Source organism: Lacisediminihabitans sp., assembly GCF_043726815.1.
In the GTDB taxonomy this organism is placed as follows: domain Bacteria; phylum Actinomycetota; class Actinomycetes; order Actinomycetales; family Microbacteriaceae; genus Lacisediminihabitans.
This window is the reverse complement of record NZ_JAYSJZ010000056.1, coordinates 1-23,227: the sequence shown is the minus strand read 5'-3', so window position 1 is coordinate 23,227 and position 23,227 is coordinate 1. Positions and strand designations below refer to the sequence as shown.

The following is a 23,227-nucleotide window of genomic DNA, read 5'->3' as shown; positions in this document are numbered from 1 at the left end:
GCACCGAAGCGGACGTTCTGGCATGACTGCAGTGGGCAAGGCCTTCTCCCTTCTCAAGACGGAGGGCATTCGGTCGACCGCCTGGCGGAGCGCGAAGTACCTGTCGAACCGCTTCAGCCCGTTCGTTGTGGCGCCACTGTCCACCGTCTACACCGACGACGTGATCGCCGTGGACTGGACCAAGCCGCGCGCCTTCAACGCGGTTCCGATGGAGGGTCGCGACGGCAAGTACCGCATCGCCTGGGTGATCAGCCCCCCGAGCCGCACCAGTGGCGGCCACCAGAACGCCTTCCGTTTCATGAGCTTTCTCGAGGAGGCCGGGCACGAGCTGACCGTCTACCTCTACTCTCCGGGCAAGTATCCGGTGGTCAATGTCGACGAGATCCGGGCCATGATGCACGGGATGACCGGCTATCCCGATCTCGTCGGCGACATGCGGCTGTACGACCCGGCGGAGGGCTTCGCCCCGGGCTTCGACGCGATCTTCGCCTCGGACTGGGAGGCGACCTACGCCGCATACCGTTACGAGGGGGAGGCCAAGCGCTTCTACTTCGCCCAGGACTTCGAGCCGTACTTCTTCGCCGAGGGAAGCGACTACGTTCTGGCCGAGAACTCGTACCGGCTCGGATTCCACGGCATCGCCGCCGGCCAGTGGCTCGGCGAGAAGCTCCGCACCGAGTACGGGATGTCCTGCGACGCATACGACTTCGCCGTCGACACCAGCCGGTACACCTACTCCAACACCGGGCGACGCAACGAGGTGGTGTTCTACGCCCGGCCGCCGACGCCCCGCCGAGCGACGGAGTTCGGCCTCCTCGCGCTGCAGGAACTCAACCGCCTTCGGCCCGACATCACCATCAATCTCATCGGCTGGGACATGTCGGGCTACGACGTGCCGTTCCCGCACGTCAACCACGGGGCTGTCGACATCGCCAGGCTCGACGCCATCTACAACCGCTCCGCCGCCGGCCTCGTGCTCTCCCTCACCAACATGTCGCTGTTGCCGATGGAGATCATGGCCAGCGGGGTCGTGCCGGTCGTGAACGACGCGCCGAACACGCGCGGCGTCTTCGACAGCCCGCACATCGAATACGTGCCGATGTCGCCGAAGGCGATTGCCGAACGGCTGATCGCGATCGTCGACCGGCCGGATGCCGTTGAGCACGGCGCGATGATCGCCCACTCCGTCGACTCGGCCGGCTGGTCAGACCCGGCCGAGACGTTCATCGCGGTCTTCGAAAAGGCCATGCGAACGGCGCTCTAGATGACTCAGCCGACCGACGATTCGCGGGAGACCACGTCCGTCGACGTGACGGTGATCATCCCGACCCTCAATGGCGAGAAGTACCTCGACCGGATCCTGCGGATGATCGACGCGCAGGACTTCGACGGCACCGTCGAGGTGCTGGTCATCGACTCGGGCTCCACCGATCGCACCCTCGCGATCGTGAGCTCGCACGCGGGGGTGCGGCTGCACGTCATCCCGAATTCGGAGTTCGGCCATGGCAAGACCCGCAACCTCGCCGCCCGCCTCGCTCGGGGGAGGAACCTCGTCTTCCTCACCCAGGATGCCGTACCGCTCACGACCGGCTGGTTGCGCGAGCTGACGGACCCGCTGCGTGCGGACGGCTTGGATGCGGTGGCCGTGCTCGGCAAGCAGGTTCCCCGCGCCGACTGTTTCCCCCTGCAGAAGTACGAGATCGACGCGGTGTTCGCCAGATTCGGCCCGGATTCCGGCCCGACCGTCTATCAGCGGGGAGAGGCGGAGCCGACGGCCCAGGAGATGGACCTTCTCGCGTTCTACTCCGACGTCAACTCGGCGACGAGGCGCGACTTCCTGCTCGACGTCATCCCGTACCAGGACCTCCGCTACTCGGAGGACATGGCCTTCGGCCGGGACCTGATCGCGGCCGGATACCGCAAGGCCTACGCGCCGGGGGGCGGCGTCGAGCATTCCAACGACCTCACCCTGCGCGAGTACGGCAAGCGGATCTTCGACGAGACCCTGGCGCTGCGTCGTCTCGATGAGAACGCGGCCACCTATGGCACGGGCAAGCAGGTGCTTCGAGCCGGCTACGACATCCTGCGGGATTCGCTGCGCATTGTGCGCGATGACCGCTATCCGCTCGCCGCAAAGCTGCGCTGGCTCGTGGTCAACCCGTTCTATCACCTGGCCAAGTGGGGCAACTATCGTCGCGCGCTGAGAGTGAGGCTCGACGATCAGCGCACCATCGCGGCGCATTCCCTCGAGCACGAGAAGACGCGGGATGCCCGCGAGGGCGGCTAGGAACGAGACCCGGAGAGCACCCACCGAAGGCTCGGGCTGAGCGGCCCGCGCCGGCGCACGAGCCCGTGGGCCGCCCCGACAAGCGTGGCCAGCAACTGCCTGCCGCGCCGTGGGCCGGAGACGATCGTCGTGAAGGTGGGACCGATCTCGCGTTTGATCGCGGAGATGACCCAGCGGGGCCGAACCCTCGCGTAGCGCAGGAACAGGTCGACGTTGTTGCGGGTGATGAAGTAGCGCCGGGTCGGACCGTGGTATTCGTAGGTCTCGATCTCGCCGGTGTCGCGGTTGCGCACCGGGAAGCCGAACGGTCGGAGGGGAGCCTGTTCGCCGAGCGAATGGGTGATGTCCGTGCCTGGGCCGACGGCGATGCGATAGCCGTGACGCGCGATCCGGAGGCAGTACTCGGTGTCCACACAGTCGATGAACAGCCTCTCGTCGAGCAGACCGCACTCCGCCAGACACACTGCGCTGATGAGGAATCCGGACTGGATCGCCTCGCGAACGAGGCCGAGACCCTCCTTCGTATAGTGCTCCGGAATGGAGGGCTGGCCGTTGACCCTGTCGGTGCAGACGATGCCGAGGCGGGTGGCCGGACTCGCGATGGTGAACGCGGTGAGGCAATCGGAGACGTAGTGGGCCGGAAGCACCGTGTCCTGGTCGATGGTGAGCACGTAGTCAGCGCCGCGGGCGAGAGCGGTCCTGATTCCGGCGTTGATCGCCGCCGCGATGCCGGCGTTCCGCGCGCTGCGCTGCACCTCGAATCCGGCCTGCTCCACCGCCTCGAGAATGGCGTGCGAGTCGGCGGGACTGCCGTCGTCGACGACGATGATCGAATCGACCTGTGGGGCCAGGGCGTGCAAGCCGTCGAGAAGGGCCTCGTCTGGCCGAAAGGTGGGAACGACGGCGATGACGGTGATCGCGCCGGTCGGAGAGGTTTCGGTCACACCCCATTATCGACGGCCCGCGATGCGCCTCCAACCGGGGCGTTACAGTAGGGGCGGTGAGTGAACGAGGGAAGAAGCGGGTTGTCGTGACCGATGCGGGGAACGCTCCGTGGGCCGGACGCGAGGATGAGGCGAGGGCGCCCACCCGTTCGCTCTCGCCGGAGCAGCAGCTCGAACTCGTGGATCGGGTGAAGGGCCTCGAGGCCCAGCTCGCCCAGGTCGCGGCGTCCCGGCAGCTCACTCCCACCGAACAGCTCAGCGCCGAACAGCAACTGCTCGAACTTCGGCGCTCGCTGCCGTGGCGCGTCGGTCGAGTGGTGACGATTCCGGTGCGGGTGCTCCAACGTGCCGGGCGACGGCTTCGCCGCCGATGAGCGGTCCCAGCCGCTCGCTGTGGATTTACGGCGCCGGGCAGCCGATCTCCTCGGTGCGGAATGCGCTGGGCTCGGCGACCGGGCAATCCGCGTCGTTCGCGGAGATCGTGGCCATCGTCGACGCCGGCATCATCGACGAGTTGCGCCTTGGGGATTCGCCGGTGCGACTGGTCGCTACTCCGGACGGGGACGACTCTGGCCTGCTGAACACGCTGCTGTCCCAGACGCCGAGCGACTGGATAGTGTGGCTGGACGCCGCCAGCCAGCTCGTGCCTGGGGCGAACTCCACGCTGGGGCGAACACTCGGCCGGTTCGACATCGACCTGTTCTACGGTGACACGCAACTCGCGGACGGCGAGGTGGCACGACGCCCGGCGCCCTCGCCCATCCGGCTGCTATCGCAGGACTACCTCGGCGCGATGCGCGGCTTCCGCGTCGACTCGGTCCGGGCGGTCGGCGGCTTCCGCCCCGGCCTAGGCGGCGCGCATCGGTTCGACATCGCGCTGCGGTTGGCGGCGGACGAGAGGCGGGTGCTCGCGATCCCCGAGGAGCTCAGTCGCTCGCAGGGAGCGGCCGGAGCCCCCACGGAGGCTCACCGGCGCGCATCGGCGGACGCGGTCGCCGCCCGCGGCGTCTCTGCCGAGGTGTCGATTGCCGGATCGGCGCTCCGGCTGCGCTATCCGATCTCGGGCGCCCCGCTCGTGTCGATCGTGATCCCCACGCGCGGCGGCCGAGCCACGATTCGAGGCGCCGAGAACGTGCTCGTGGTCGATGCCGTACGCGGAATACTCGAGCGCACGACGTATGCCCCGATCGAGATAGTCGTCGTCGCCGACGACGCCACCCCCCAGGCGGTGATCGACAGCCTGGTCGAGGTCGCCGGGGACCGGCTTCGCCTCGTGCGCTGGTCCGGTCCCTTCAATTTCTCCGGCAAGATGAACCGCGGCGCGGTTCACGCCCGCGGGGACTATCTGGTGCTGCTCAACGACGACGTGGAGCTCATCAGCGCCGACTGGATCGAGGTGATGCTCGGTCTCGCCCAGCAGCCGGGCATCGGCATGGTGGGCACCCTGCTGCACTTCGAGGACGGAACCGTGCAGCACGGCGGGCACCTCTACCGCGACAGCTGGGCCGGCCACATCGCGTTCGGCTGGCAACCGGGGCGGGACGACCCGCTGGGTTCTCTCGGCGTCGACCGGGAGGTCTCGGGCGTCACCGCGGCGTGCGCCATGATCTCCGCCGACACCTTCTGGGAGGTTGGCGGTTTCTCCACGCTCTACGCCGGCAACTACAACGATGTCGACCTCTCGCTCAAGGTTCGCTCCACCGGCCGGAGCATCATCTGGACCCCTCACGCGCGGCTCTTCCACTTCGAATCGAAGAGCCGGGTGGCGACCGTCGTGCCGGAGGAGCTGGCCACGATCCGGCGCCACTGGGGCACCCGGCTGCTCAACGACCCGTATTGGCGCTGAGCCCAGCCGGGCCGGCGGGTGCCTCTCCCCCTTCCGACCGTTCCGAAATCCATGCATTTCTGGCCGCCACTCGGCGTGTCGTCACAGACACGCCGGGGTCGGGCAAGAAATGCATGGATTTCGGATGGTGCGGCGTGGGTGAGCGGAGCTGCGCGGCAAGGGCGTCGCGGGCGGCGGTACGTGCGGGGCGACTCCCCGTCAGCGGTCGGGGAAGTCGTGCGGGAGGGTGCGGAGCACCGGCGTGAGGTGCTCGAGCCGCTCGCGTTCGAGCAGCAGGGCGCGGGACTCGCGCTCGCGACGGATCACGGCGACGCCGGCGAGGAACAGCTCGGGGTTCACGCGCGGCAGCGGTGACACGAAGGTCGACGCCTCGTTGGCGAGGTCGTGGGCCAGCCGGGTCCGCGCGTCGGGTGACAGGCGGGCGGCCTGGCCGAGGAACTGCGTGATCCGCCGGGCCAGTCCGTCTGGCAGCCGCGCCACATCCGCGGTCCTCGACCAGTCGAGGAGCTCCGCCGGCATGCCGAACACGGCCGGGGTGGGTCCGGAGACCCGCTCGTTCTGGCTGTAGGTGCCGGCGAGAAGGTCGCCGAGCCGCTTCGACCGGCCGTTGAGCATGGCCACCATCGCGGCGATCCCGCCGAGGGTGAAGAAGATCTCGAGCACGCCGGTGAGCGCGCGGATGAAGGCATGCCGGGACGCGATCGAACCTCCGTCGTCCCGCACGATCCGCGCCCCGATCGCGAGTCGGCCGAGGGACTTGCCCTGGGTCGCCGTCTCCACCGCCGTCGGCAGCACGATGAGGCAGAAGACGAGGGCGGCGACGGCGGCCGCGGCCCCGCTCGCCTCATCGAGCATTCTGCCGAAGAGAGGCGAGGAGAGCGCGAGGATGATGAGCAGCCAGATGCCCAGGTATACGGCGAAATCGATGAGCGCTCCGGCGGCCCTCAGCACGAAACTTGTTGGGCGCAGATCGAGCGCGACGGCCTCGCCGGTCATGAGCTCGGCATCGTCCTCCGTCGTCGTCGGCACAGACGACGCGACAAAAGCGGAGCGGGGCTCGAATGCCATGTCTAGTATTTAAGCAGATGGATCTCGACGCCTATTCCGCCGCGCACAGCGATGAGTGGGACGAGCTTGCCCGGCTCGGCAAGAAGCGCCGCTTCACCGGTGCGGAGGCCGACCGGCTGATCGAGCGATACCAGTCGGGATCGAGCCAGCTTTCGGCCATCAAGACCACGGCCGGCCAGACGATCCAGGGCGATCGACTCTCCGTCGGACTCTCGCGCGCACGACTCCGGTTCACCGGCGCCGGCCGCAACGTGGTCAGCCAGGTGCCCCAGTTCTTCGCCGCCCAGCTGCCCGCCGCGCTCTTCCGCATCCGCTGGCTCTGCCTCGCCGTCGCGTTCGGAACGGCGCTCGTGGCGACGCTGTACGCCCTGTGGGCGCTCAACACGCCCGGGGTCATCGCGCACTTCGGAACGGCCGAGTTCCGCAAGCAGTTCGTGGAGCAGGACTTCGTCAACTACTACTCCAACCACTCGCCCTCGTCGTTCACCGGCCAGGTCTGGACGAACAACGCCTGGCTCGCCGCACAGTGCATCGCCTTCGGCATCACCGGTGTCTACGCGCCGTACCTGCTGTTCATGAACGCCCAGAGCATCGGGTTGTCCGGCGCGCTGATGGCCTCCCACGACCGGCTCGACATCTTCTTCCTCTACATCGCGCCGCACGGCCAGCTCGAGCTCTACTCGATCTTCACCGCTGGGGCGGCCGGGATGGCCATCTTCTGGGCGTGGATCGCGCCGGGTGCCCGCACGCGGGCCAGGGCCCTGGCCGAGGAGGGCCGGGCCCTGTTCACGGTCGTCATCGGCCTCATCCTCTCCCTCCTCGTCTCCGGGATCATCGAGGGCTTCGTCACCCGCCAGGACTGGCCATGGGTGATCAAGATCGGCATAGGCTCGGTCGCCCTCGGCGCGTTTCTCTTCTACCAGTGGGGGGTCGGGCGGCGGGCCCACCGGGCGGGCGAGACGGGAGACCTGGGGGAGTTCGAGGCGGGGGCCCGGCAGATCGTGGCGGGCTAGCGTGAGCGCCAGCCCGGAGGCCGCGTCGAGGCCGGCGTCGGTGTTCCGGCACCGCGGATTCCGCTGGCTCTGGGGCGCGGAGACGATCAGCCAGTTCGGCTCGCAGTTCAGCCAACTCGCCATCCCCGTGCTCGCCGTGCTCGTGCTGCACGCCGAGGCGTGGCAGCTGGGCATCCTGAACGCGGCGGACACCGCGGCCTTCCTCCTTGTGGGGCTGCCGGCCGGGGCGTGGGTGGATCGGATGCTCAAGCGCCGTGTGATGATCGTGGCCGACCTCGTGCGGGCGCTGGCGCTCGCCACGATCCCGCTGCTCTGGTGGCTCGGCGTGCTGCAGATCTGGCAGCTCGTGATCGTGGGCGTGGTGGTGGGCACCGCCACGGTTTTCTTCGACGTCTCGTACCAGAGCTACATCCCGATCCTGGTCGAGTCGCGGCAGGTCGCCGATGCCAACTCGAAGCTCGAAGCGAGTTTCGAGGTGGCGCGGATCGGCGGCCCGGGGCTCGCCGGCGCCCTGCTCACGGTGATTTCGGCACCGCTGCTCCTGCTGGCGGATGCGATCTCCTTCCTCGTCTCTGCCGCCGCCCTCACCCGGATCAGGGACAACGAGGTTCGCACGGACCCGGCCGATCGGCTCGGGCTCGGCCGGGAGATCGCGGAGGGGGTGCGGTTCGTCGCGGGCCAGCCGCTGATCCGTCGGATCGTCGGCACCACCGCCGCCTCGAACTTCTTCTCACCCTCGCGTTCGTGCTCTTCCCGCTGCTGCTTCTGCGCACCCTGGGACTCGGCCCAGGCGCGCTCGGCCTCATCCTGTCGGTCGGTGCCGTCGGTGGGCTGCTCGGGGCGCTGGCCACGCCGTACCTCGCCCGTCTTCTCGGCGAGGGCACGGTCATCCCGCTGTCCGCGATCGCGAGCGCCCTGGTGATCGGCGCCCTTCCCTTGGCAGCCCTGGTTCCGAGGGCCGCGCTGCCCGTGCTCATCGTGGCGCAGTTCATCCAGTCGTTCCTCGTGCTGGTCTACAACATCACCCAGGTGACGTTGCGCCAGCGGCTCTGCCCGCCGCGCCTTCTCGGGCGAATGAACGCATCGATCCGCTGCGTCGTCTGGGGCGTGATGCCGATCGCTAGTCTCGTGGGCGGCGCTTTGGGCGGATGGATCGGAATCGTCCCCACGCTCTGGATCGCGTTCGCCGGCTCGATCGCCGGCACCTCCTTCGTCGTGTTCTCCCCGCTGCTCGGGATGCGCACGCTCCCCACCGGTCTCGAGACTGAGTCCGTCTGACCCTTCGGTAATTATGAATAGTTCACGATAACTGGCAGAGTGGGGAGGGTGTCCGCGCCCCTCGAATCCCAACTTCATGGGGAGGGACTCCGGGTCACCCGGGGTCGGCTCGCGGTGCTCGCGGCGCTCGAGAGGCTGCCGCACTCCGACGCCGAGACGCTCTCCCACGCGGTGCGGGCAGAGCGCCCCGACATGTCCGTGCAGTCCGTGCACAACGTGCTGGCCGACCTCACTGCCGCCGGCCTCGTGCGGCGCATTGAGCCCGCGCGGTCCCCGGCGCTGTACGAGCGGCGCATCGGGGACAACCACCACCACATCGTCTGCACGGGCTGCGGGGCGGTGGCCGACGTGGATTGCGTGCACGGCTCGGCACCATGCCTCGCGCCCAACGACTCGAGCGGGTACGTCATCACCACCGCCGAAGTGACTTTCTGGGGCCTCTGCGCCTCCTGCCAGCACGCCAACGACCGCAAAATGAAGGAGACATCGTGACGGAACCCACCACATCCCAGACCGGAACCCCGGTAGCGAGCGACGAGCACTCGCTCACCGTCGGGGCCGACGGCGCTGCGGTGCTGCACGACCGATATCTCGTCGAGAAGCTCGCGCAGTTCAACCGCGAACGCATTCCGGAGCGGATCGTGCACGCCAAGGGTGGCGGCGCGTTCGGCACCTTCGTGGTGACCGAGGACGTGTCACGCTTCACCCGCGCCGCCGTCTTCCAGCCGGGTACCACCACCGAGACGCTGCAGCGCTTCTCGAGTGTTGCCGGCGAGCAGGGCAGCCCGGACACCTGGCGCGACGTGCGCGGTTTCTCGGTGAAGTTCTACACCACCGAGGGCAACTACGACATCGTCGGCAACAACACGCCGGTGTTCTTCATCCGCGACGGAATCAAGTTTCCGGACTTCATCCACTCGCAGAAGCGCCTCCCGGGTTCCGGGCTGCGCGACCCAGACATGCAGTGGGACTTCTGGACGCTGTCCCCGGAGTCGGCGCACCAGGTCACCTATCTCATGGGCGACCGTGGCCTGCCGCGCTCCTGGCGCGAAATGCCCGGCTTCGGCTCACACACCTACCAGTGGATCAACGCCGAGGGCGAGCGCTTCTGGGTGAAGTACCACTTCACCTCCAACCAGGGCAACGTCGAGATCGGCGGCGCGGAGGCCGAGCTCATCGCCGGTGCCGACGCGGACCACTACCGCCGCGACCTGCACGACGCGATCGAGTCCGGCGACTTCCCGTCGTGGGATGTCCACGTGCAGGTGATGCCGTACGAGGACGCGAAGACCTACCGCTTCAACCCCTTCGACCTCACCAAGGTCTGGCCGAAGGCGGACTACCCGCTCATCAAGGTGGGCACCCACACCCTCGACCGCAACCCGGAGAACTTCTTCGCCCAGATCGAGCAGGCGGCGTTCTCCCCGGCGAACACGGTGCCCGGCATCGCGGTGAGCCCGGACAAGATGCTGCTGGCACGCGTGTTCTCCTACCCGGACGCCCAGCGCTACCGGGTCGGCACCAACTACAACGAGATCCCGGTCAACGCCCCGATCGCACCCGTGAACAGCTACACGCAGGATGGCGCCGGCCGTCACGGCTTCAAGCCCGCCGCATCCCCCGTCTACGCGCCGAACTCCTTCGGCGGTGCGGTGGCGGATGCCGCGGCCGCCGCCGAGGGGAGCTGGGAGAGCGACGGGGACCTCGTGCGCTCCGCCGCCACCCTGCACTCCGAAGACAGTGACTTCGGGCAGGCCGGCACGCTCTACCGTGACGTGTTCGACGATGCGGCCAAGACCCGATTCCTCGACACCCTCACGGGCGCCGTCGGCGGCGTCACCTCGGCGGAGATCCGGGAGCGCGCAATCCAGTACTGGACGAATGTCGACGCGCACCTCGGCGCCGCGCTGCGAGACGCGCTCTCCGGAGCGTCCGCGGAGTTCGTCAAGGTCGCCGAGTAGGGCGCTCGGACCGTTCGGTCCCTCGGGCCCGCTCGCGTCGGGGGTCGGCACTACTCCGGCAGACTCCAGTTTTGCAGGACGTGTTTTGCAGGATGTGTTCTGCACAGCCCGTCCTGCATAACTGGAGTCTCCCCGGGCGGCGGGGTGCAGCACACTCCCGTTGTGCAGGACGCCGCGTGCCGGCCCCATCCCGCACGAGGTGTCCTGCACAGCCCGTCCTGCATAACTGGAGTCTCCCCGGGCACGGCGGCCCGGGACACGGCGGGCCGGGACGGGGCGAGACCAGGCGCAGAGTCGCCCGAACGCTACAGGCGACCGGCGGCCTTGAGCGCGATGTAGCGGTCGGCAAGGGCCGGCGGAAGGTCCGCCGGGGTCGCGGTAACGACATCCGCCCCCAGCTGCCGGATGGCGGCCGCGATTCGGGTCGAGTCGAGCGCCGAGCGTTCGGCGGCGGCCGCACGATAGACCTCGTCCCGGTTCGACCGCTCGCGGGTCGCCTCGGCGATCGTGGGATCGACCACCGACGACACCACCACCATGTGCTTGCGGGTGAGCTGCGGGAGCACGGCCAGCAGCCCCTGGGATGCGCCTGCCGCCTCGATCGAGGTCATGATCACCACGAGCACACGATGGCTCGTGATCGACGCGACGAGCCCCGGCACCGCCGACCAGTCCATCTCGATGAGCTGCGGGTCGATCGGCGCCATCACGTTGACCATGCGGGAGAGCAGTTCGGCGCCGGTCGCCCCCTGCACCCGCCCGCGCACCCGGCGGTCGTAGACCACGAGGTCGACGCGGTCGCCGGCCCGCGTCGCGAGGGCGCCGAGCAGCAGCGACGACTCGAACGCCGTGTCGATGCGCGGCTCGTTGGCGATGCGCGCCGCGGAGGTGCGGCCGCTGTCGATCACGATCACCACCCGGCGGTCGCGTTCCGGGCGCCAGGTGCGCACGACGAGTTGAGGCCCGGCGCCGGTCGACGGGTCGGTGCGCCGCGCTGTGGCCCGCCAGTCGATCGATCGCACGTCGTCCCCGCGCACGTATTCGCGCAGGCTGTCGAACTCGGTGCCCTGCCCCCGGATCATCACGCTCGTCTTTCCGTCGAGCTCCCTCAACTGGGCGAGCCTCGACGGCAGGTGCTTGCGCGAGTTGAACGGCGGGAGCACTCGGATGGCGCCGGCGAGCTCCAGGGTGGCCTGGCGGGCCAGCAGGCCGAGCGGTCCGAACGACCGCACCGTCACCTGCGCGGCCCGGCGCTCGCCGCGGCGGAACGGGGTGAGAGTCGTCACGATCGCCCGGCGTTCGCCGGGCGGCAGGTCCAGGCGCGCGCGGCTGGGGCTCGCTCCCGCCGACGGCTGCCAGCCGTCTCGCACGATCCCGCGAATCCGGCGCCGGCCGGCATTGGCCAGGTACAGGGTGGAGAAGACGGTCTCGCCGAGCCGCACCCGCTCCGGCAGGTCGCGCTCGAGCGCGAGGGTGCGCGGGGAGCCGGCGAGGATGAGGTCCCCGGTGCCCACGAGCGCGACGACGGCGAGCCAGCCGAGCAGCAAGACCGGGTCGTCGAGCAGCACGATCGGCACGATGCCGAGCGCCACGAGCAGCACGAAACGACCGGAGACCGCCATGGCTAGATCGGCACCTGCACCTGTTGCATGATCGAGCGCAGGATCGAGTCTGACGACACGCCCTCGAGTTCCGCCTCTGGGCGAAGCTGCACCCGGTGCCGCCAGACGGGCAGCAGCATGGCCTGCACGTGATCCGGAGTGATGGCCGTCGAGCCGTTCAGCCAGGCCCAGGCCTTCGCGGCCGAGAGGAGAGCCGTCGTCCCGCGCGGGCTCACCCCGAGCTTTACCGACGGGCTCTGCCGGGTGGCACGGGCGAGGTCGACGATGTAGGCGATCACGTCCGGGCTCGAGCCGACGAGTGCGACCTCGGCCTGGGCGGCAGCGAGACCCGCGGCGTCGAGCACGGCACTCACGCCCGCGGCCTCGAGGTTGCGCGGGTTGAAGCCGGCGGCGCTCCTGGTGAGCACCTCCACCTCATCCGCCCGTTCCGGGATGTCGAGAACGAGCTTGAGCAGGAAGCGGTCGAGCTGGGCCTCCGGCAGCGTGTAGGTGCCCTCGTACTCGATCGGGTTCTGGGTGGCGGCGACGATGAACGGCACCGGGAGCAGGCGGGTGTCGCCGTCCACGCTCACCTGGCGCTCCTCCATCGCCTCGAGCAGCGCCGCCTGGGTCTTCGGGGGAGTGCGGTTGATCTCGTCGGCGAGCAGGATGTTGGTGAACACCGGGCCCGCACGAAAGTCGAACTCGCCGATCTTGGCGTCGTAGACCAGGGAGCCGGTCACGTCGCCCGGCATGAGGTCCGGGGTGAACTGCACGCGCTTGGTGTCGAGCCGAAGCGCCCGGCTCAGGGTGCGCACGAGCAGCGTCTTGGCGACCCCGGGAACCCCTTCGAGCAGCACGTGGCCGCCGGCGAGCAGCGCGATGATGAGACCCGTGACCGCACCGTCCTGGCCGACGACGGCCTTGCCCACCTCGGTGCGCACCCGAGCGAACTGGTCGCGCACGGCGGGGGACTGGTGTCGAGGCTCCTGCGCTGCCGGGGCTTCCGGCGATCCTTGGGCGGTGTCAGTCATGCGTTCATTCTCCATGGTCGGTCAGGCGGGGCGGATCGAGCGGGCGACCGAGCGCTCGAGTTCAAGGAGCCGGTCGGACAGTCGCACGAGTTCGCGGTCGGTGCGCGGGGTCTCGTCGAGCAGCAGCGAGCGCAGCTGCCGGGGGTCGGAACCCGTGACGGCGGATGCGGCGGCGATCACGTCGTCCACGGTCGCGAGCCGCGGTAGGCCGCACAGGGCGGCGACGCGGGCGATGGTGCCGACCCGAAGCGAGTCGAGGGCGCGCAGCCGAGCCCCGCCGCGCTGGTAGAGCCGGGCCCGCCCCTCCATGGTCTCGCTCGCGCGCACCGTCACCGGCAGGTTCTCGATCACGAGCGGCCCCATCCGGCGGCCCCGCCAGAACGCGGCGGCGATCGCCACGATCACGAGCAGCGCCATCACGGAGCTGACCCACACGGGGGTGAGCTCGGCGATGCTCGGGGCGCCCGCGGTCGCGGTGTCGTCGATCGTCGGCAGGTACCAGACGAGCCGCGGGTTGGCGCCGAGCAGGTTGAGGGCGAGCGCCGCGTTTCCGCGCTCGGCGACGTGCTCGTTCGACAGGGCGTCCGTCGTGCCGAGCACCGTGACCGTGCGGCCGCCGCGCTCGAGACGGATGAGGGAGAAGACCTTCGACCCGCTGCCCAGGCAGCGCGTGGCGACCGTGTCTGTTCCCGTCATCCGGTAGCCGCGGCCCGCGCCGGTCACCGACTCCGCCTTCGCGACCGCGGAAAGCGCGCAGTCGCTGCGCAGCACCTTCCGCTTCACCGTCCCGGCCTGGGCCACCTGCGGGGCCAGCGCCCGCAACTGGGCGAACCCGGGGGTGAGCACCACGACATCCCTGGCCAGGCCGGCGATCTCGGTCAGTCGCGTGTCGTCGAGGAAGTCGCCGGAGTCGTAGAGAAACAGCGTGGAGTCCGGGCGGGCGACGAGGGCGGACTTCGCCGAGCCGAACGAGCCGGCCACCCGCACATCCAGCCCCTGCTGACGCAGCACCTCGGCCACCGCCATGCTGCCGATCGGCCCGGGATTGGTGGCCGAGAACGCGGTGCCGCGGGAGAGGGCCGAGCCGGTGAGGGCGATCCCGAGGATCGCGACCAGCACGAGGAAGGTTGCCGCGATGATCCAGAACAGCGATCGACGGGTGGCCCGGCGAATCGTGGGGGTGGTCGACGTGGCGGTCATCCGCCGCCGCCCGCGGTCGACAGGGGGGACCGGATGGAGCGCAGCTCGGCCTCGAGTTCGGCGGCGCGGCGGTAGGCCGCCTCCGTGCCTGGGCCGTCGAGGTAACGCACCTCGTCGAACACCGTGGCCGTGGCGGCGAGCGCCGCGGCGAGGGAGGGGAAGAGGGCTCCCGCCCGGGCGGAGAACTCCCGGGCTGTGGTGCCCGGCGAGGTCGTGAGGATGGTGCGCTCGGCGAGACCCCGCGCGATGGATCGGAACATCTCCTCGATGGCGAGAGCCCAGTCCTCCCTCGCCGCCGCATCATTCGCCGCGCGCCGCATCGCCGCGGCGTCGCGCTCGTCGCCCATGCCGAAGAGCGCACCGGTGACCGCGCTGCGTCGTCCAAGCCGCGGCACCCCGAAGATGAGGAACGCGACCACCACCACGGCGAGCACCACCAGGGCCGCGATGGCGAGGATGGGTCCCTGGAAGGGGCCGCCGACCCCGGCGGTGAGCGACTTCAGCCAGTCCCAGAACGCGGCGGACGCCCGGTCGAACCAGGTGGGTTGGGCCGCGCGGTACTGGGCCTTGGCGAGTTCGGCGATGATCCGCTGCTGGGCCTGGGCGGCATCCGGATCGACCGGAACGTCGAGCGGCAGGTTCATGCCCAGGGCGAATCGCCCGCCGGTGCCGGCACGCCGGCCTCCCGCGGCAGGTACGGATCGGCGACACCGGCGGCGCCGGACTGCCTGGCCTCCACGAAGCGCACGAGCTCCAGGTCCAGCCCCTCCCGGCGCATCCGGAGGTCGACGTAGAGGAGCGCGGTCGTCGCGGTCTGCACCACGGTGCTGATCGCGAGGAAGACGACGGTCACGATCACCGTCAAGACCAGAAGCGCGCCCGTGACGACGACAGTGACCGCCCCCTGCTGGCCGTTCGGGTCGAGGAGCCCGATAGCGATCGGCGCGATGAAGCCGAGCGGCGCGGAGACGACCTGCGAGATCACGCTGATGATCACGCTCACCAGCAGCTGGATGCCGAACACCCGCCAGAAGGAGCCCCGAGTGAGTTTCCAGGAGCGCGCCACCGCCTGCCGGATGCTGAGACGTTCGATCATGAGCACGCTCGGCACCAGGCTGAGTTTGGTGGTGATCCAGGCGGCAACCACCAGGAAGCCGAGGCCGCCGAAGACGCCGAGCAGCACCCCGATCACGATTCCGGCCACGCCGAGGGTCGCCACGAAGAGGGCGACGAGGCCCGCGAGCACGCCGAAGGCGACCAGCAGCACCGCGCCCACGATGAGGGTCCAGCCGATCAGGGCGCCGATGCGGCCGCGCGCCCGGCCGTACAGCTCGCGGAAGGTCTGCTTCTCGCCGAGCGTGGCGCGGGAGATCTCGAGCACGATGATTCCCTGCACCAGCGCGCCGACGACCGCCGACAACAGCACCGGCACGAGACTCGCGAGCACGATCGTCGCGACCGAACCGGCCGCGATCGTGGCGTTGTCCGCGTTGGTGCTCGAGTTGATGCGGGAGACCGAGAAGAAGGTGACGAGGCCGACCACGGCGTAGAGGAGGAGGTAGGCCGAGCCCTGCAGCAAGAGCGCCGCCCCAAAAGTGGGGCGCGGATTGCGCCGCAGCACCCGGAACGACGCGCCGAGGATGGTGCCCAGGTCGAGCGGTCGAAGCGGGATGAGCCCGGGCTTCGGCGGTGGCGTCCAGCCGGGTTGCCCCTGCGCCGACTGCGGCCTCGATCCCTGACCGGGTGGGGTGTAGTAGCCGGAGGCGGGCGCCGGCACGGGCAGAATCGGCGGGATTCCGGGCGTTCCCGCCCCATTTGTGCCCCCTGGGCGGCCCTCGGGCGACTGCCACTGCGTGTCGTCGGTCACTCGCGTTCCCCTCAGTCGGCTGTCGTCTGGTTCACACCCTCGGCAATTATGCTTTCACACTCGACTACTCTTATGCGAAAGCCTCACGAAACCCGAAATCAGCGGGGGCTCCGAACCAAAGACGGGACGATGACCGCACGAATTCTTGTGGTGGACGATGACACCGCGCTCGCAGAAATGATCGGCATCGTTCTCCGCTCGGAAGGCTTCGAGCCGATCTTCTGTGCCGACGGCTCCCTCGCCCTCGAGGCGTTCCGCACGGCCAAACCCGACCTCGTGCTCCTCGACCTCATGCTCCCGGGCAAGGACGGCATCGAGGTCTGCGCGGAGATCCGCACCGAATCCGGCGTGCCCATCATCATGCTCACCGCCAAGTCCGAGTCCTCGGATGTCGTGCGCGGTCTGGAGAGCGGGGCCGACGACTACGTCGTCAAGCCCTTCAATCCCAAGGAGCTGGTGGCACGCATCCGCACCCGCCTCCGCCCGACTCCCACCGGCAGCGCCGACGTGCTCCAGGTGGGTGACCTGCGACTCGACGTGGCCGGCCACGAGGTACGGCGCGGAGACAACAAGATCAACCTCACCCCGCTCGAGTTCGAGCTGCTGCTGGCGCTGGCGCTCAAGCCCCAGCAGGTGTTCACCCGCGAGATGCTCCTCGAACAGGTCTGGGGCTACCACTACAAGGCAGACACCCGCCTCGTGAATGTGCACGTGCAGCGGCTGCGCGCGAAGGTCGAAGACGATCCGGACAACCCGCGGATCGTGATGACCGTTCGCGGTGTCGGCTATCGCGCGGGTGCCAGCACCTAACTCGTCCGGCTCCCCATGAAGATCCTCGACTGGCGGTCGTATCTCGGTCGGCTCGTGCGGTTCTGGCGCACGTCGCTGCAGTTCCGCACGGTCACCATCACCGTGGTGCTCTCCGGCCTCGCCGTGCTCATCATCGGCTCCTCGATCGTCGTGAGCATCGGCAACAACCTCTTCGCGTCGCGCAGCAACCAGGTGCAGGATGAGGCGCGCAGCGCCCACAACCTCGCCCAGGGCATCTTCGATGCGGCAGAGCCCGTCGGCGACCAGGGCCCGACCGTGGAGCTGGACAGCCTCCCGGGCACCGTGCGGGACAAGATCCTGCCCTCCACGACCACCCAGGGAGGAACGGCGTTCGCGATCCTGCGCACCCCGGGGCAGACCACCTCGGCGATCATGCAGCCGGCGAGCTCAACGAACTTTCCGGATGTCGTGACCGAGGCCCTGCGCAAGAGGGTCGTCGCCGACCCCCAGCACGTGCAATTCCAGTCGGTGACGCTCACCGACGGGTCGCCGGGGCTCGTCGTGGGGTCGAACGTGACGGTGCCGTCCGCGGGCAGCTACGAGCTGTACCTCGTCTACGACCTCTCGCAGGTTGCCGTCACCCTCAACTTCGTGAAGCAGACCCTCCTGCTCGGCGGGCTCGCCCTCATCCTGCTCATCGGGGCGGTCACCTACATCGTCGTGCGACTCGTGGTCGGACCGATCAGAGTGGCCGCAGAAACGAGTGAGAAACTGGCCGCCGGGCAGCTGGAGCAGCGCATCCCGGAGAAGGGAGACGACGTGATCGCCACCCTCGCGCGCTCCTTCAACGGCATGGCCGACAGCCTGCAGGAACAGATCACCAAGCTCGCCGAGCTGTCCAGGCTGCAGCAGCGCTTCGTCTCCGACGTGTCGCACGAGTTGCGCACCCCGCTCACGACGATCCGGCTCGCCGGCGACGTGCTCTACGACCAGCGCGAGTCCTTCGAGCCGTCGACCGCGCGCACGGCCGAGCTCCTGCGCACCCAGGTGCAGCGCTTCGAGGTGCTGCTCGCCGACCTCCTCGAGGTGAGCCGCTACGACGCGGGCGCCGTGGAGCTCGAGCTCGAGCCCACCAACCTCGTGCGGCTGGTGGAGGACGCCGTCGACACGATGCAGCCGCTCGCCGACGAGCGCGGATCGGCCCTGCGACTCGTGGCCCCCGGCGGCTACTTCGAGGCGGAGGTGGATGCCCGACGCATCCGCCGCGTGCTCCGCAACCTCCTCGGCAACGCGATCGAGCACGGCGAGGGGCGCCCCATCGTCGTGATGGTGGACAGCAACGCGAGTGCCATCGCGCTCGCCGTGCGGGACTACGGCATCGGGATGAAACCGTCGGAGGTGTCCAGGGTCTTCGACCGGTTCTGGCGGGCCGACCCGTCCCGGCAGCGCACCATCGGCGGCACGGGCCTCGGGCTGGCGATCTCGCTCGAGGACGCCGCGCTGCACGACGGCTGGCTGGAGGTGTGGTCCGAGTTCGGTGTCGGCACCTGTTTTCGTCTCACCCTGCCTCGCGAACGCGGCAAGCCGATCGTGTCGTCGCCGCTCGACCTGCCGCCGGACGACTCGATCCACCTCGGAGTCGACCATGACTGAGCGCGGCCTGCGCCGTGTGCTCGCGGCCGCGATCGCGATCGTCGTCGTGGCCGGGGCCAGCGGCTGTGTCGGCATCCCCGGCGACGGGCCGGTGAACCAGGGGCTCTCGCTCAGCGCGGGCTCCGGCGGCGCCAACTTCGACTTCAACCCGGAGGGCCCGGAGCTCGGCGCCAGCAAGGAGAGCATCCTCAAGGGATTCGTTGCCGCGTTCACCTCGGCGACCGGCGGCTACGCCGTGGCGAAGAAGTTCCTGGCCTCCACCTTCAAGGACAAGTGGGACCCGCGCGCGAGCGTGCAGGTGCGCACCGGCCAGCCGCGGCTCTCGGCGGTGAACGACAGCACCATCCTCTACTCGTTCGACACGATCGCCACCGTCGACGCCCTCGGCGCATACACCGAGTCCTCCCAGCCGTCGACCCTGCAGTTCGGCTTCGTGAAGGAGGACGGCCAGTGGCGCATCAATGCCGCGCCGGCCGGAATCGTGCTCTCCGACCAGACGTTCCAGCGCATCTTCACCCAGCAGACGCTCTACTTCCTCGACTCGAACAACGAGCACCTCGTGCCCGACCTGCGCTGGTTCCCCCGCGGGACTGCCGCGACGGGCGTCGCCACCTCGTTGCTCGCCGGACCTCCCACCTGGCTCAAGGGGGCGGCGTTCTCGCGCTTTCCGGAGGGCACCCAGCTCAGCGACGCGGGCAGCATCGTGACGCCGGAGGACGGGGTGGCCACCATCGACCTCTCCAAGGAGTCTCTGGCGGCCAGTCCGCGCGAGCGCCAGCTCATGAAGCTACAGCTCTCGGAGAGCCTGCGCTCGGTCGGCAACATCTCGAGCGTGCGGATCTCGGTGGAGGGGACCCCGCTGCAGATCGACGACCTGGGCGCGAGTGGACCGCAGGCCGACACCAAGGTGGACGCCCAGGCGCTCGTGCTGCGCAAGGGCGAGTTCGGTTTCTATGCCAACGGTCAGGTCGCGGCGCTCAGCCTGAGCCGCGCGGTGGTCGCCCTCAAGGCTCGGGCGGCGACGTTGTCCTCCGACGGGGCCTCGATCGCGGTGCTCGGCGCCGGGGGAGTGTCGCTGCTGCGCAAGGGCGTGGCCCAGACGCCGCCTCTCGACACGCGCGCCGGTCTCGTGGCGCCGTCCCTCGACGAAAACGGCTATGTCTGGTCGGTGCCGTCGAACCAGCCCAACGCCATCACGGCGTTCGATCCGGCCGGCACCCCGCATCCGGTCATGGCGGCCCTTCCCGGCGACTCGCAGGTCCAGTCCCTCGAGGTGTCGCGCGACGGCGCCCGCGTGGTGATCCTGCTCTCGACTCCCACCGGACCGCGGCTCATCGTCTCGGCGATCCTGCGCGACCCGGACAAGCAGGCGCCCCTGAGCCTCAAGGCGCCCATCGTGGATCTGCCCCTCGGCGATGGTGGCGCCGTCGATGCGACCTGGGTTGACCAGTTGACCGTGGCGACGCTCGTGTCGACCAGTGAGGGATCGAACATCGAGGCGTTCACCATCGGTGGGCAGCGCCAGTCGCTCGACAGCCTGCCGTCCAACGCGGCGAGCGCCATCGTGGGCGGCAACGGCCAGACGGGGCTGCGCGTTCTCGCGGGCGACTCCACGATCTGGGCGTTCCAGGGCAGCAGCTGGCAGAACACCAGGGTCAAGGTCGACTTCATCGCCACTCAGCGCTGAGCCGGCGGTTGTCCACAGGTGCGGGCCACCCCGGCCGCGGAGGGCCCTCCCGAGGCCATCCTTGGGCGATGAGACGGTTTCTCGTTGACGCGGCGCTCGATGCCTGGTCGGTGTTGATGCCGGTGAGTTGCGCGGGGTGTGGCGCGGCGGACCGCGGGCTGTGCCCCGGCTGCCGGGCGGCCCTCGATCCGCAGCCGCGCAGCATCCGTCTCGCCGACGGCACCTCGGTGACCTCGGCGCTGCGCTACGAGGGGAGCGTGCGGCACGCGATCCTGGCCCTCAAGGAGCAGGGCAGGACGGATGTCGCCCGCGCGCTCGCCCGACCGCTCGCCGCGGCGATCGGCACCGTCGTGCACGGGCCGGTGCAACTCGTTGCCGTGCCCTCCAGCCGCGCCTCGTTCCGGCGGCGCGGCTTCGACCCGGTGGCGGTTCTCCTGCGCGGCACCGGGCTCGGGCGATCGGCGAGGGTGCTCGCCCCCTCGGCCGCCAGGACCGAGCAGAAGTCCCTCGGCAGGGCGGACCGCGCGCGCAATCTCCCGGGATCGATGCGGGCGACGATGCCTCTCGACGGGCGTCGCTTCGTGCTCATCGACGACGTGCTCACCACCGGGGCGACCATCACCGAGGCGGCCCGAGCGCTTCGCGACGCGGGCGCCGAGGTGGTCTCGGCGGCCACCCTCGCCGACACGCCGAAGAGGTCGGCCGATTCTTAGGACACACACCGACAAAACAGTGACACGGCCCGTGCAACAGGTCTACGGTGGGCGAAAGAGGCGCGGATTGATCGCCTGGTTCCACCGGGCATCGCGCCAAACAGGAACTGGGGAGAGCCATGGAAATTTCCATCACCGGCCGCAACCTAGGGATCACTGATCGATTCCGGGCATACGCAACCGAAAAGGCCGAGAAGATCGCCCACCTGGCCGACAAGGCCCTCGCGTTCGAGGTGAAGGTAAGTCGGCATAACGAGAAGCTCGGCTCGAGCGGCGACGATCGCGTCGAGCTGACCCTCATCGGACCGGGCCCCTTGGTGCGCGCGGAATCCACCGGACCCGACAAGTACGTGGCCTTCGACCTCGCCATCGACAAGCTCGTCGAGCGATTGCGCCGGGCCAAGGATCGACACAAGGTTCATCGAGGCAAGCATCGACCCACCTCCCTGCGCGAGGCGAGTTCGAACGGCTTCAGCGTGACTGACATCCGGCCGGCCGACCCGGCGGTGATGGAGAAGGTGCGCACCGGCTCGATCCCCACCGTGGAGAGCGTCGAGGAGGTGGCCGAGGTGGAGCCGGAGTGGAGCCCCGTCGTCATCCGCAAGAAGGTCTTCGCCTCCGTGCCGATGACCGTCGATGACGCGCTCTACTACATGGAACTCGTCGGCCACGACTTCTACCTGTTCATCGATGCCGAGACGGAGCGCCCGAGCGTCGTCTACCGGCGCAAGGGCTGGGACTACGGCGTGATCGGTCTCGACCACGACGCCGAGGAGTTCCAGGAGGCCGCGACGGCCAACCGCAAGCTGCGCGGCTGAGTCCGGTCCCGGCGGGTGGCGAGAAGCCGCCCGCCGGGACTGCCCGTTAACGGGGGGTGCGGATGCCGCGAAGCGCCCCGTTGTCAGGCTCGGCTCAAGCTAGGCTTGCTAAGATTACGGATTGGTCACGCGCGTCGCGCGAGTCGCACGGCGTGACCGAACCGAAAACTCGGGTTCGGCTCCGACACAGGCGCCGCGTTGTCGCGATGACTGCGGCCCAGCACCTGACCCGACTTGATGCATCTGGAGTGAGCAGTGGCCAACGTTCTAGAAAAGGTCCTTCGCGTCGGCGAGGGACGAACCCTTCGCAGGCTCGAGCGGTACGCGCTCGCCGTGAACCACCTCGAGGACGACTTCAAGGAACTCAGCGACGAGGACCTGAAGAACGAGACGAACGAGTTCCGCGAGCGCTACTCGAACGGCGAGTCCCTGGAAGACCTGCTGCCGGAGGCCTTCGCCGCCGTCCGTGAGGCGTCCACCCGCACCCTGGGCCTGCGTCACTTCGACGTGCAGCTCATGGGCGGAGCGGCCCTGCACCTGGGCAACATCGCCGAGATGAAGACCGGAGAGGGCAAGACCCTCGTGGCAACGCTCGCCGCGTACCTCAACGCCATCCCGTCCCGCGGCGTGCACGTGATCACGGTCAACGACTACCTGGCCAGCTACCAGTCGGAGCTCATGGGGCGCATCTTCCGTGCTCTCGGCATGACCACCGGCTGCATCCTCTCCGGCCAGACCCCCGCCGAGCGCCGCGAGCAGTACGAGGCGGACATCACCTACGGCACGAACAACGAGTTCGGCTTCGACTACCTGCGCGACAACATGGCGTGGCAGGCGAGCGACATGGTGCAGCGCGGACACAACTACGCGATCGTCGACGAGGTCGACTCGATCCTCATCGACGAGGCGCGCACCCCGCTCATCATCTCCGGCCCCGCGTCGGGGGAGGCCAACCGCTGGTTCAACGAGTTCGCGAACCTCGCCAAGAGGCTCACCCCCGACGTCGACTACGAGGTCGACGAGAAGAAGCGCACCGTGGGCGTGCTCGAACCCGGCATCGAGAAGGTCGAGGACTACCTCGGCATCGACAACCTGTACGAGTCGGCGAACACCCCGCTCATCTCGTTCCTCAACAACTCGATCAAGGCATCCGCCCTGTTCAAGAAGGACAAGGACTACGTCGTCATGAACGGCGAGGTGCTCATCGTCGACGAGCACACCGGCCGTATCCTGATGGGCCGCCGCTACAACGAGGGCATCCACCAGGCCATCGAGGCCAAGGAGGGTGTCGAGGTCAAGGCCGAGAACCAGACCCTCGCCACGGTCACCCTGCAGAACTACTTCCGCCTCTACAAGAAGCTCTCCGGTATGACCGGTACGGCCGAGACCGAGGCCGCCGAGTTCATGAGCACCTACAAGCTCGGTGTTGTCTCCATCCCCACGAACAAGCCGATGCAGCGCATCGACCAGTCCGACCTCGTCTACA

22 protein-coding genes are annotated in these 23,227 nt (G+C 69.0%); 15 read left to right on the top strand and 7 right to left on the bottom strand.

The window, feature by feature from the left end:
* The first annotated feature begins 22 nt into the window (after positions 1-22).
* Positions 23-1,264, top strand: coding sequence for a glycosyltransferase family 1 protein (locus ACHZD8_RS07240; protein ID WP_394769522.1), 1,242 nt, complete (start codon positions 23-25; stop codon positions 1,262-1,264).
* Positions 1,265-2,287, top strand: coding sequence for a glycosyltransferase family 2 protein (locus ACHZD8_RS07235; RefSeq protein WP_394769521.1), 1,023 nt, complete (start codon positions 1,265-1,267; stop codon positions 2,285-2,287). It begins immediately after the preceding gene.
* Here ACHZD8_RS07235 and ACHZD8_RS07230 read toward each other — a convergent pair.
* Entirely contained in the window at positions 2,284-3,231 is a 948-nt protein-coding gene (locus tag ACHZD8_RS07230) for a glycosyltransferase (RefSeq protein ID WP_394769520.1), read from the bottom strand. The genes ACHZD8_RS07235 and ACHZD8_RS07230 overlap by 4 nt on opposite strands.
* A 56-nt stretch (positions 3,232-3,287) precedes the next feature.
* Here ACHZD8_RS07230 and ACHZD8_RS07225 point away from each other — a divergent pair, with 56 nt between their 5' ends.
* Together ACHZD8_RS07225 and ACHZD8_RS07220 are read left to right on the top strand one after the other, a co-directional pair.
* Positions 3,288-3,605 carry a hypothetical protein gene (locus ACHZD8_RS07225; RefSeq protein WP_394769519.1) on the top strand — a complete coding sequence of 106 codons (318 nt, stop codon included), beginning with the start codon at positions 3,288-3,290 and terminating at the stop codon, positions 3,603-3,605.
* A complete protein-coding gene (locus ACHZD8_RS07220; protein ID WP_394769518.1) occupies positions 3,602-5,077 on the top strand; it encodes a glycosyltransferase in 1,476 nt (491 codons plus the stop codon). Before ACHZD8_RS07225 ends, ACHZD8_RS07220 begins: the two co-directional genes overlap by 4 nt.
* Positions 5,078-5,275: 198 nt before the next feature.
* Here ACHZD8_RS07220 and ACHZD8_RS07215 read toward each other — a convergent pair whose 3' ends face one another.
* Complete coding sequence (locus tag ACHZD8_RS07215) at positions 5,276-6,145, bottom strand: RDD family protein (RefSeq protein ID WP_394769517.1); 870 nt, start codon at positions 6,143-6,145, stop codon at positions 5,276-5,278.
* A gap of 17 nt (positions 6,146-6,162) precedes the next feature.
* Between ACHZD8_RS07215 and ACHZD8_RS07210 the strand changes: the two genes are divergently transcribed.
* From ACHZD8_RS07210 to ACHZD8_RS07190, 5 genes are read left to right on the top strand one after another with little or no spacing between them, the layout of a single operon-like run.
* Positions 6,163-7,158 (top strand): stage II sporulation protein M, encoded by a 996-nt coding sequence (locus ACHZD8_RS07210; protein ID WP_394769516.1) that lies wholly within the window; start codon positions 6,163-6,165, stop codon positions 7,156-7,158.
* Between the two features lies 1 nt (position 7,159).
* Positions 7,160-8,080, top strand: coding sequence for an MFS transporter (locus ACHZD8_RS07205; RefSeq protein ID WP_394769515.1), 921 nt, complete (start codon positions 7,160-7,162; stop codon positions 8,078-8,080).
* A gap of 14 nt (positions 8,081-8,094) precedes the next feature.
* The gene (locus ACHZD8_RS07200) at positions 8,095-8,436 is read left to right on the top strand and encodes a hypothetical protein (RefSeq protein WP_394769514.1); all 342 of its coding nucleotides are present in this window, start codon (positions 8,095-8,097) and stop codon (positions 8,434-8,436) included.
* Between the two features lie 48 nt (positions 8,437-8,484).
* Complete coding sequence (locus tag ACHZD8_RS07195) at positions 8,485-8,928, top strand: Fur family transcriptional regulator (protein WP_394769513.1); 444 nt, start codon at positions 8,485-8,487, stop codon at positions 8,926-8,928.
* Positions 8,922-10,397, top strand: coding sequence for a catalase (locus ACHZD8_RS07190; protein ID WP_394769552.1), 1,476 nt, complete (start codon positions 8,922-8,924; stop codon positions 10,395-10,397). Before ACHZD8_RS07195 ends, ACHZD8_RS07190 begins: the two co-directional genes overlap by 7 nt.
* A 305-nt stretch (positions 10,398-10,702) precedes the next feature.
* On the opposite strand, the gene ACHZD8_RS07185 is transcribed toward ACHZD8_RS07190, so the two are convergent.
* The 5 genes from ACHZD8_RS07185 to ACHZD8_RS07165 are packed head-to-tail and all read right to left on the bottom strand — an operon-like array spanning position 10,703 to position 16,099.
* Positions 10,703-12,019, bottom strand: coding sequence for a DUF58 domain-containing protein (locus ACHZD8_RS07185; protein ID WP_394769512.1), 1,317 nt, complete (start codon positions 12,017-12,019; stop codon positions 10,703-10,705).
* A 2-nt stretch (positions 12,020-12,021) separates the two neighbouring features.
* Positions 12,022-13,032 carry an AAA family ATPase gene (locus ACHZD8_RS07180; RefSeq protein ID WP_394769511.1) on the bottom strand — a complete coding sequence of 337 codons (1,011 nt, stop codon included), beginning with the start codon at positions 13,030-13,032 and terminating at the stop codon, positions 12,022-12,024.
* Between the two features lie 21 nt (positions 13,033-13,053).
* Positions 13,054-14,232, bottom strand: a complete 1,179-nt coding sequence (locus ACHZD8_RS07175) for a DUF4350 domain-containing protein (RefSeq protein ID WP_394769510.1) — start codon at positions 14,230-14,232, stop codon at positions 13,054-13,056.
* A complete protein-coding gene (locus ACHZD8_RS07170; protein ID WP_394769509.1) occupies positions 14,229-14,876 on the bottom strand; it encodes a DUF4129 domain-containing protein in 648 nt (215 codons plus the stop codon). The genes ACHZD8_RS07175 and ACHZD8_RS07170 overlap by 4 nt, the downstream gene beginning before the upstream one ends.
* Positions 14,873-16,099 carry a glycerophosphoryl diester phosphodiesterase membrane domain-containing protein gene (locus tag ACHZD8_RS07165; protein ID WP_394769508.1) on the bottom strand — a complete coding sequence of 409 codons (1,227 nt, stop codon included), beginning with the start codon at positions 16,097-16,099 and terminating at the stop codon, positions 14,873-14,875. The genes ACHZD8_RS07170 and ACHZD8_RS07165 overlap by 4 nt, the downstream gene beginning before the upstream one ends.
* Before the next feature lie 129 nt (positions 16,100-16,228).
* Between ACHZD8_RS07165 and mtrA the strand changes: the two genes are divergently transcribed.
* From mtrA to ACHZD8_RS07135, 6 genes are all read left to right on the top strand, one after another.
* Positions 16,229-16,909 carry an MtrAB system response regulator MtrA gene (mtrA, locus tag ACHZD8_RS07160; protein ID WP_394769507.1) on the top strand — a complete coding sequence of 227 codons (681 nt, stop codon included), beginning with the start codon at positions 16,229-16,231 and terminating at the stop codon, positions 16,907-16,909.
* Between the two features lie 15 nt (positions 16,910-16,924).
* Positions 16,925-18,523, top strand: a complete 1,599-nt coding sequence (mtrB, locus tag ACHZD8_RS07155) for an MtrAB system histidine kinase MtrB (protein WP_394769506.1) — start codon at positions 16,925-16,927, stop codon at positions 18,521-18,523.
* Positions 18,516-20,210, top strand: coding sequence for an LpqB family beta-propeller domain-containing protein (locus tag ACHZD8_RS07150; protein WP_394769505.1), 1,695 nt, complete (start codon positions 18,516-18,518; stop codon positions 20,208-20,210). The genes mtrB and ACHZD8_RS07150 overlap by 8 nt, the downstream gene beginning before the upstream one ends.
* Before the next feature lie 68 nt (positions 20,211-20,278).
* Entirely contained in the window at positions 20,279-20,923 is a 645-nt protein-coding gene (locus tag ACHZD8_RS07145) for a ComF family protein (protein WP_394769504.1), read from the top strand.
* Between the two features lie 119 nt (positions 20,924-21,042).
* Positions 21,043-21,741, top strand: coding sequence for a ribosome hibernation-promoting factor, HPF/YfiA family (gene hpf / locus ACHZD8_RS07140; protein WP_394769503.1), 699 nt, complete (start codon positions 21,043-21,045; stop codon positions 21,739-21,741).
* 255 nt (positions 21,742-21,996) lie between these two features.
* Positions 21,997-23,227 (top strand): DEAD/DEAH box helicase (locus tag ACHZD8_RS07135; RefSeq protein WP_394769502.1); only part of this gene is annotated, 1,231 nt, incomplete at its 3' end.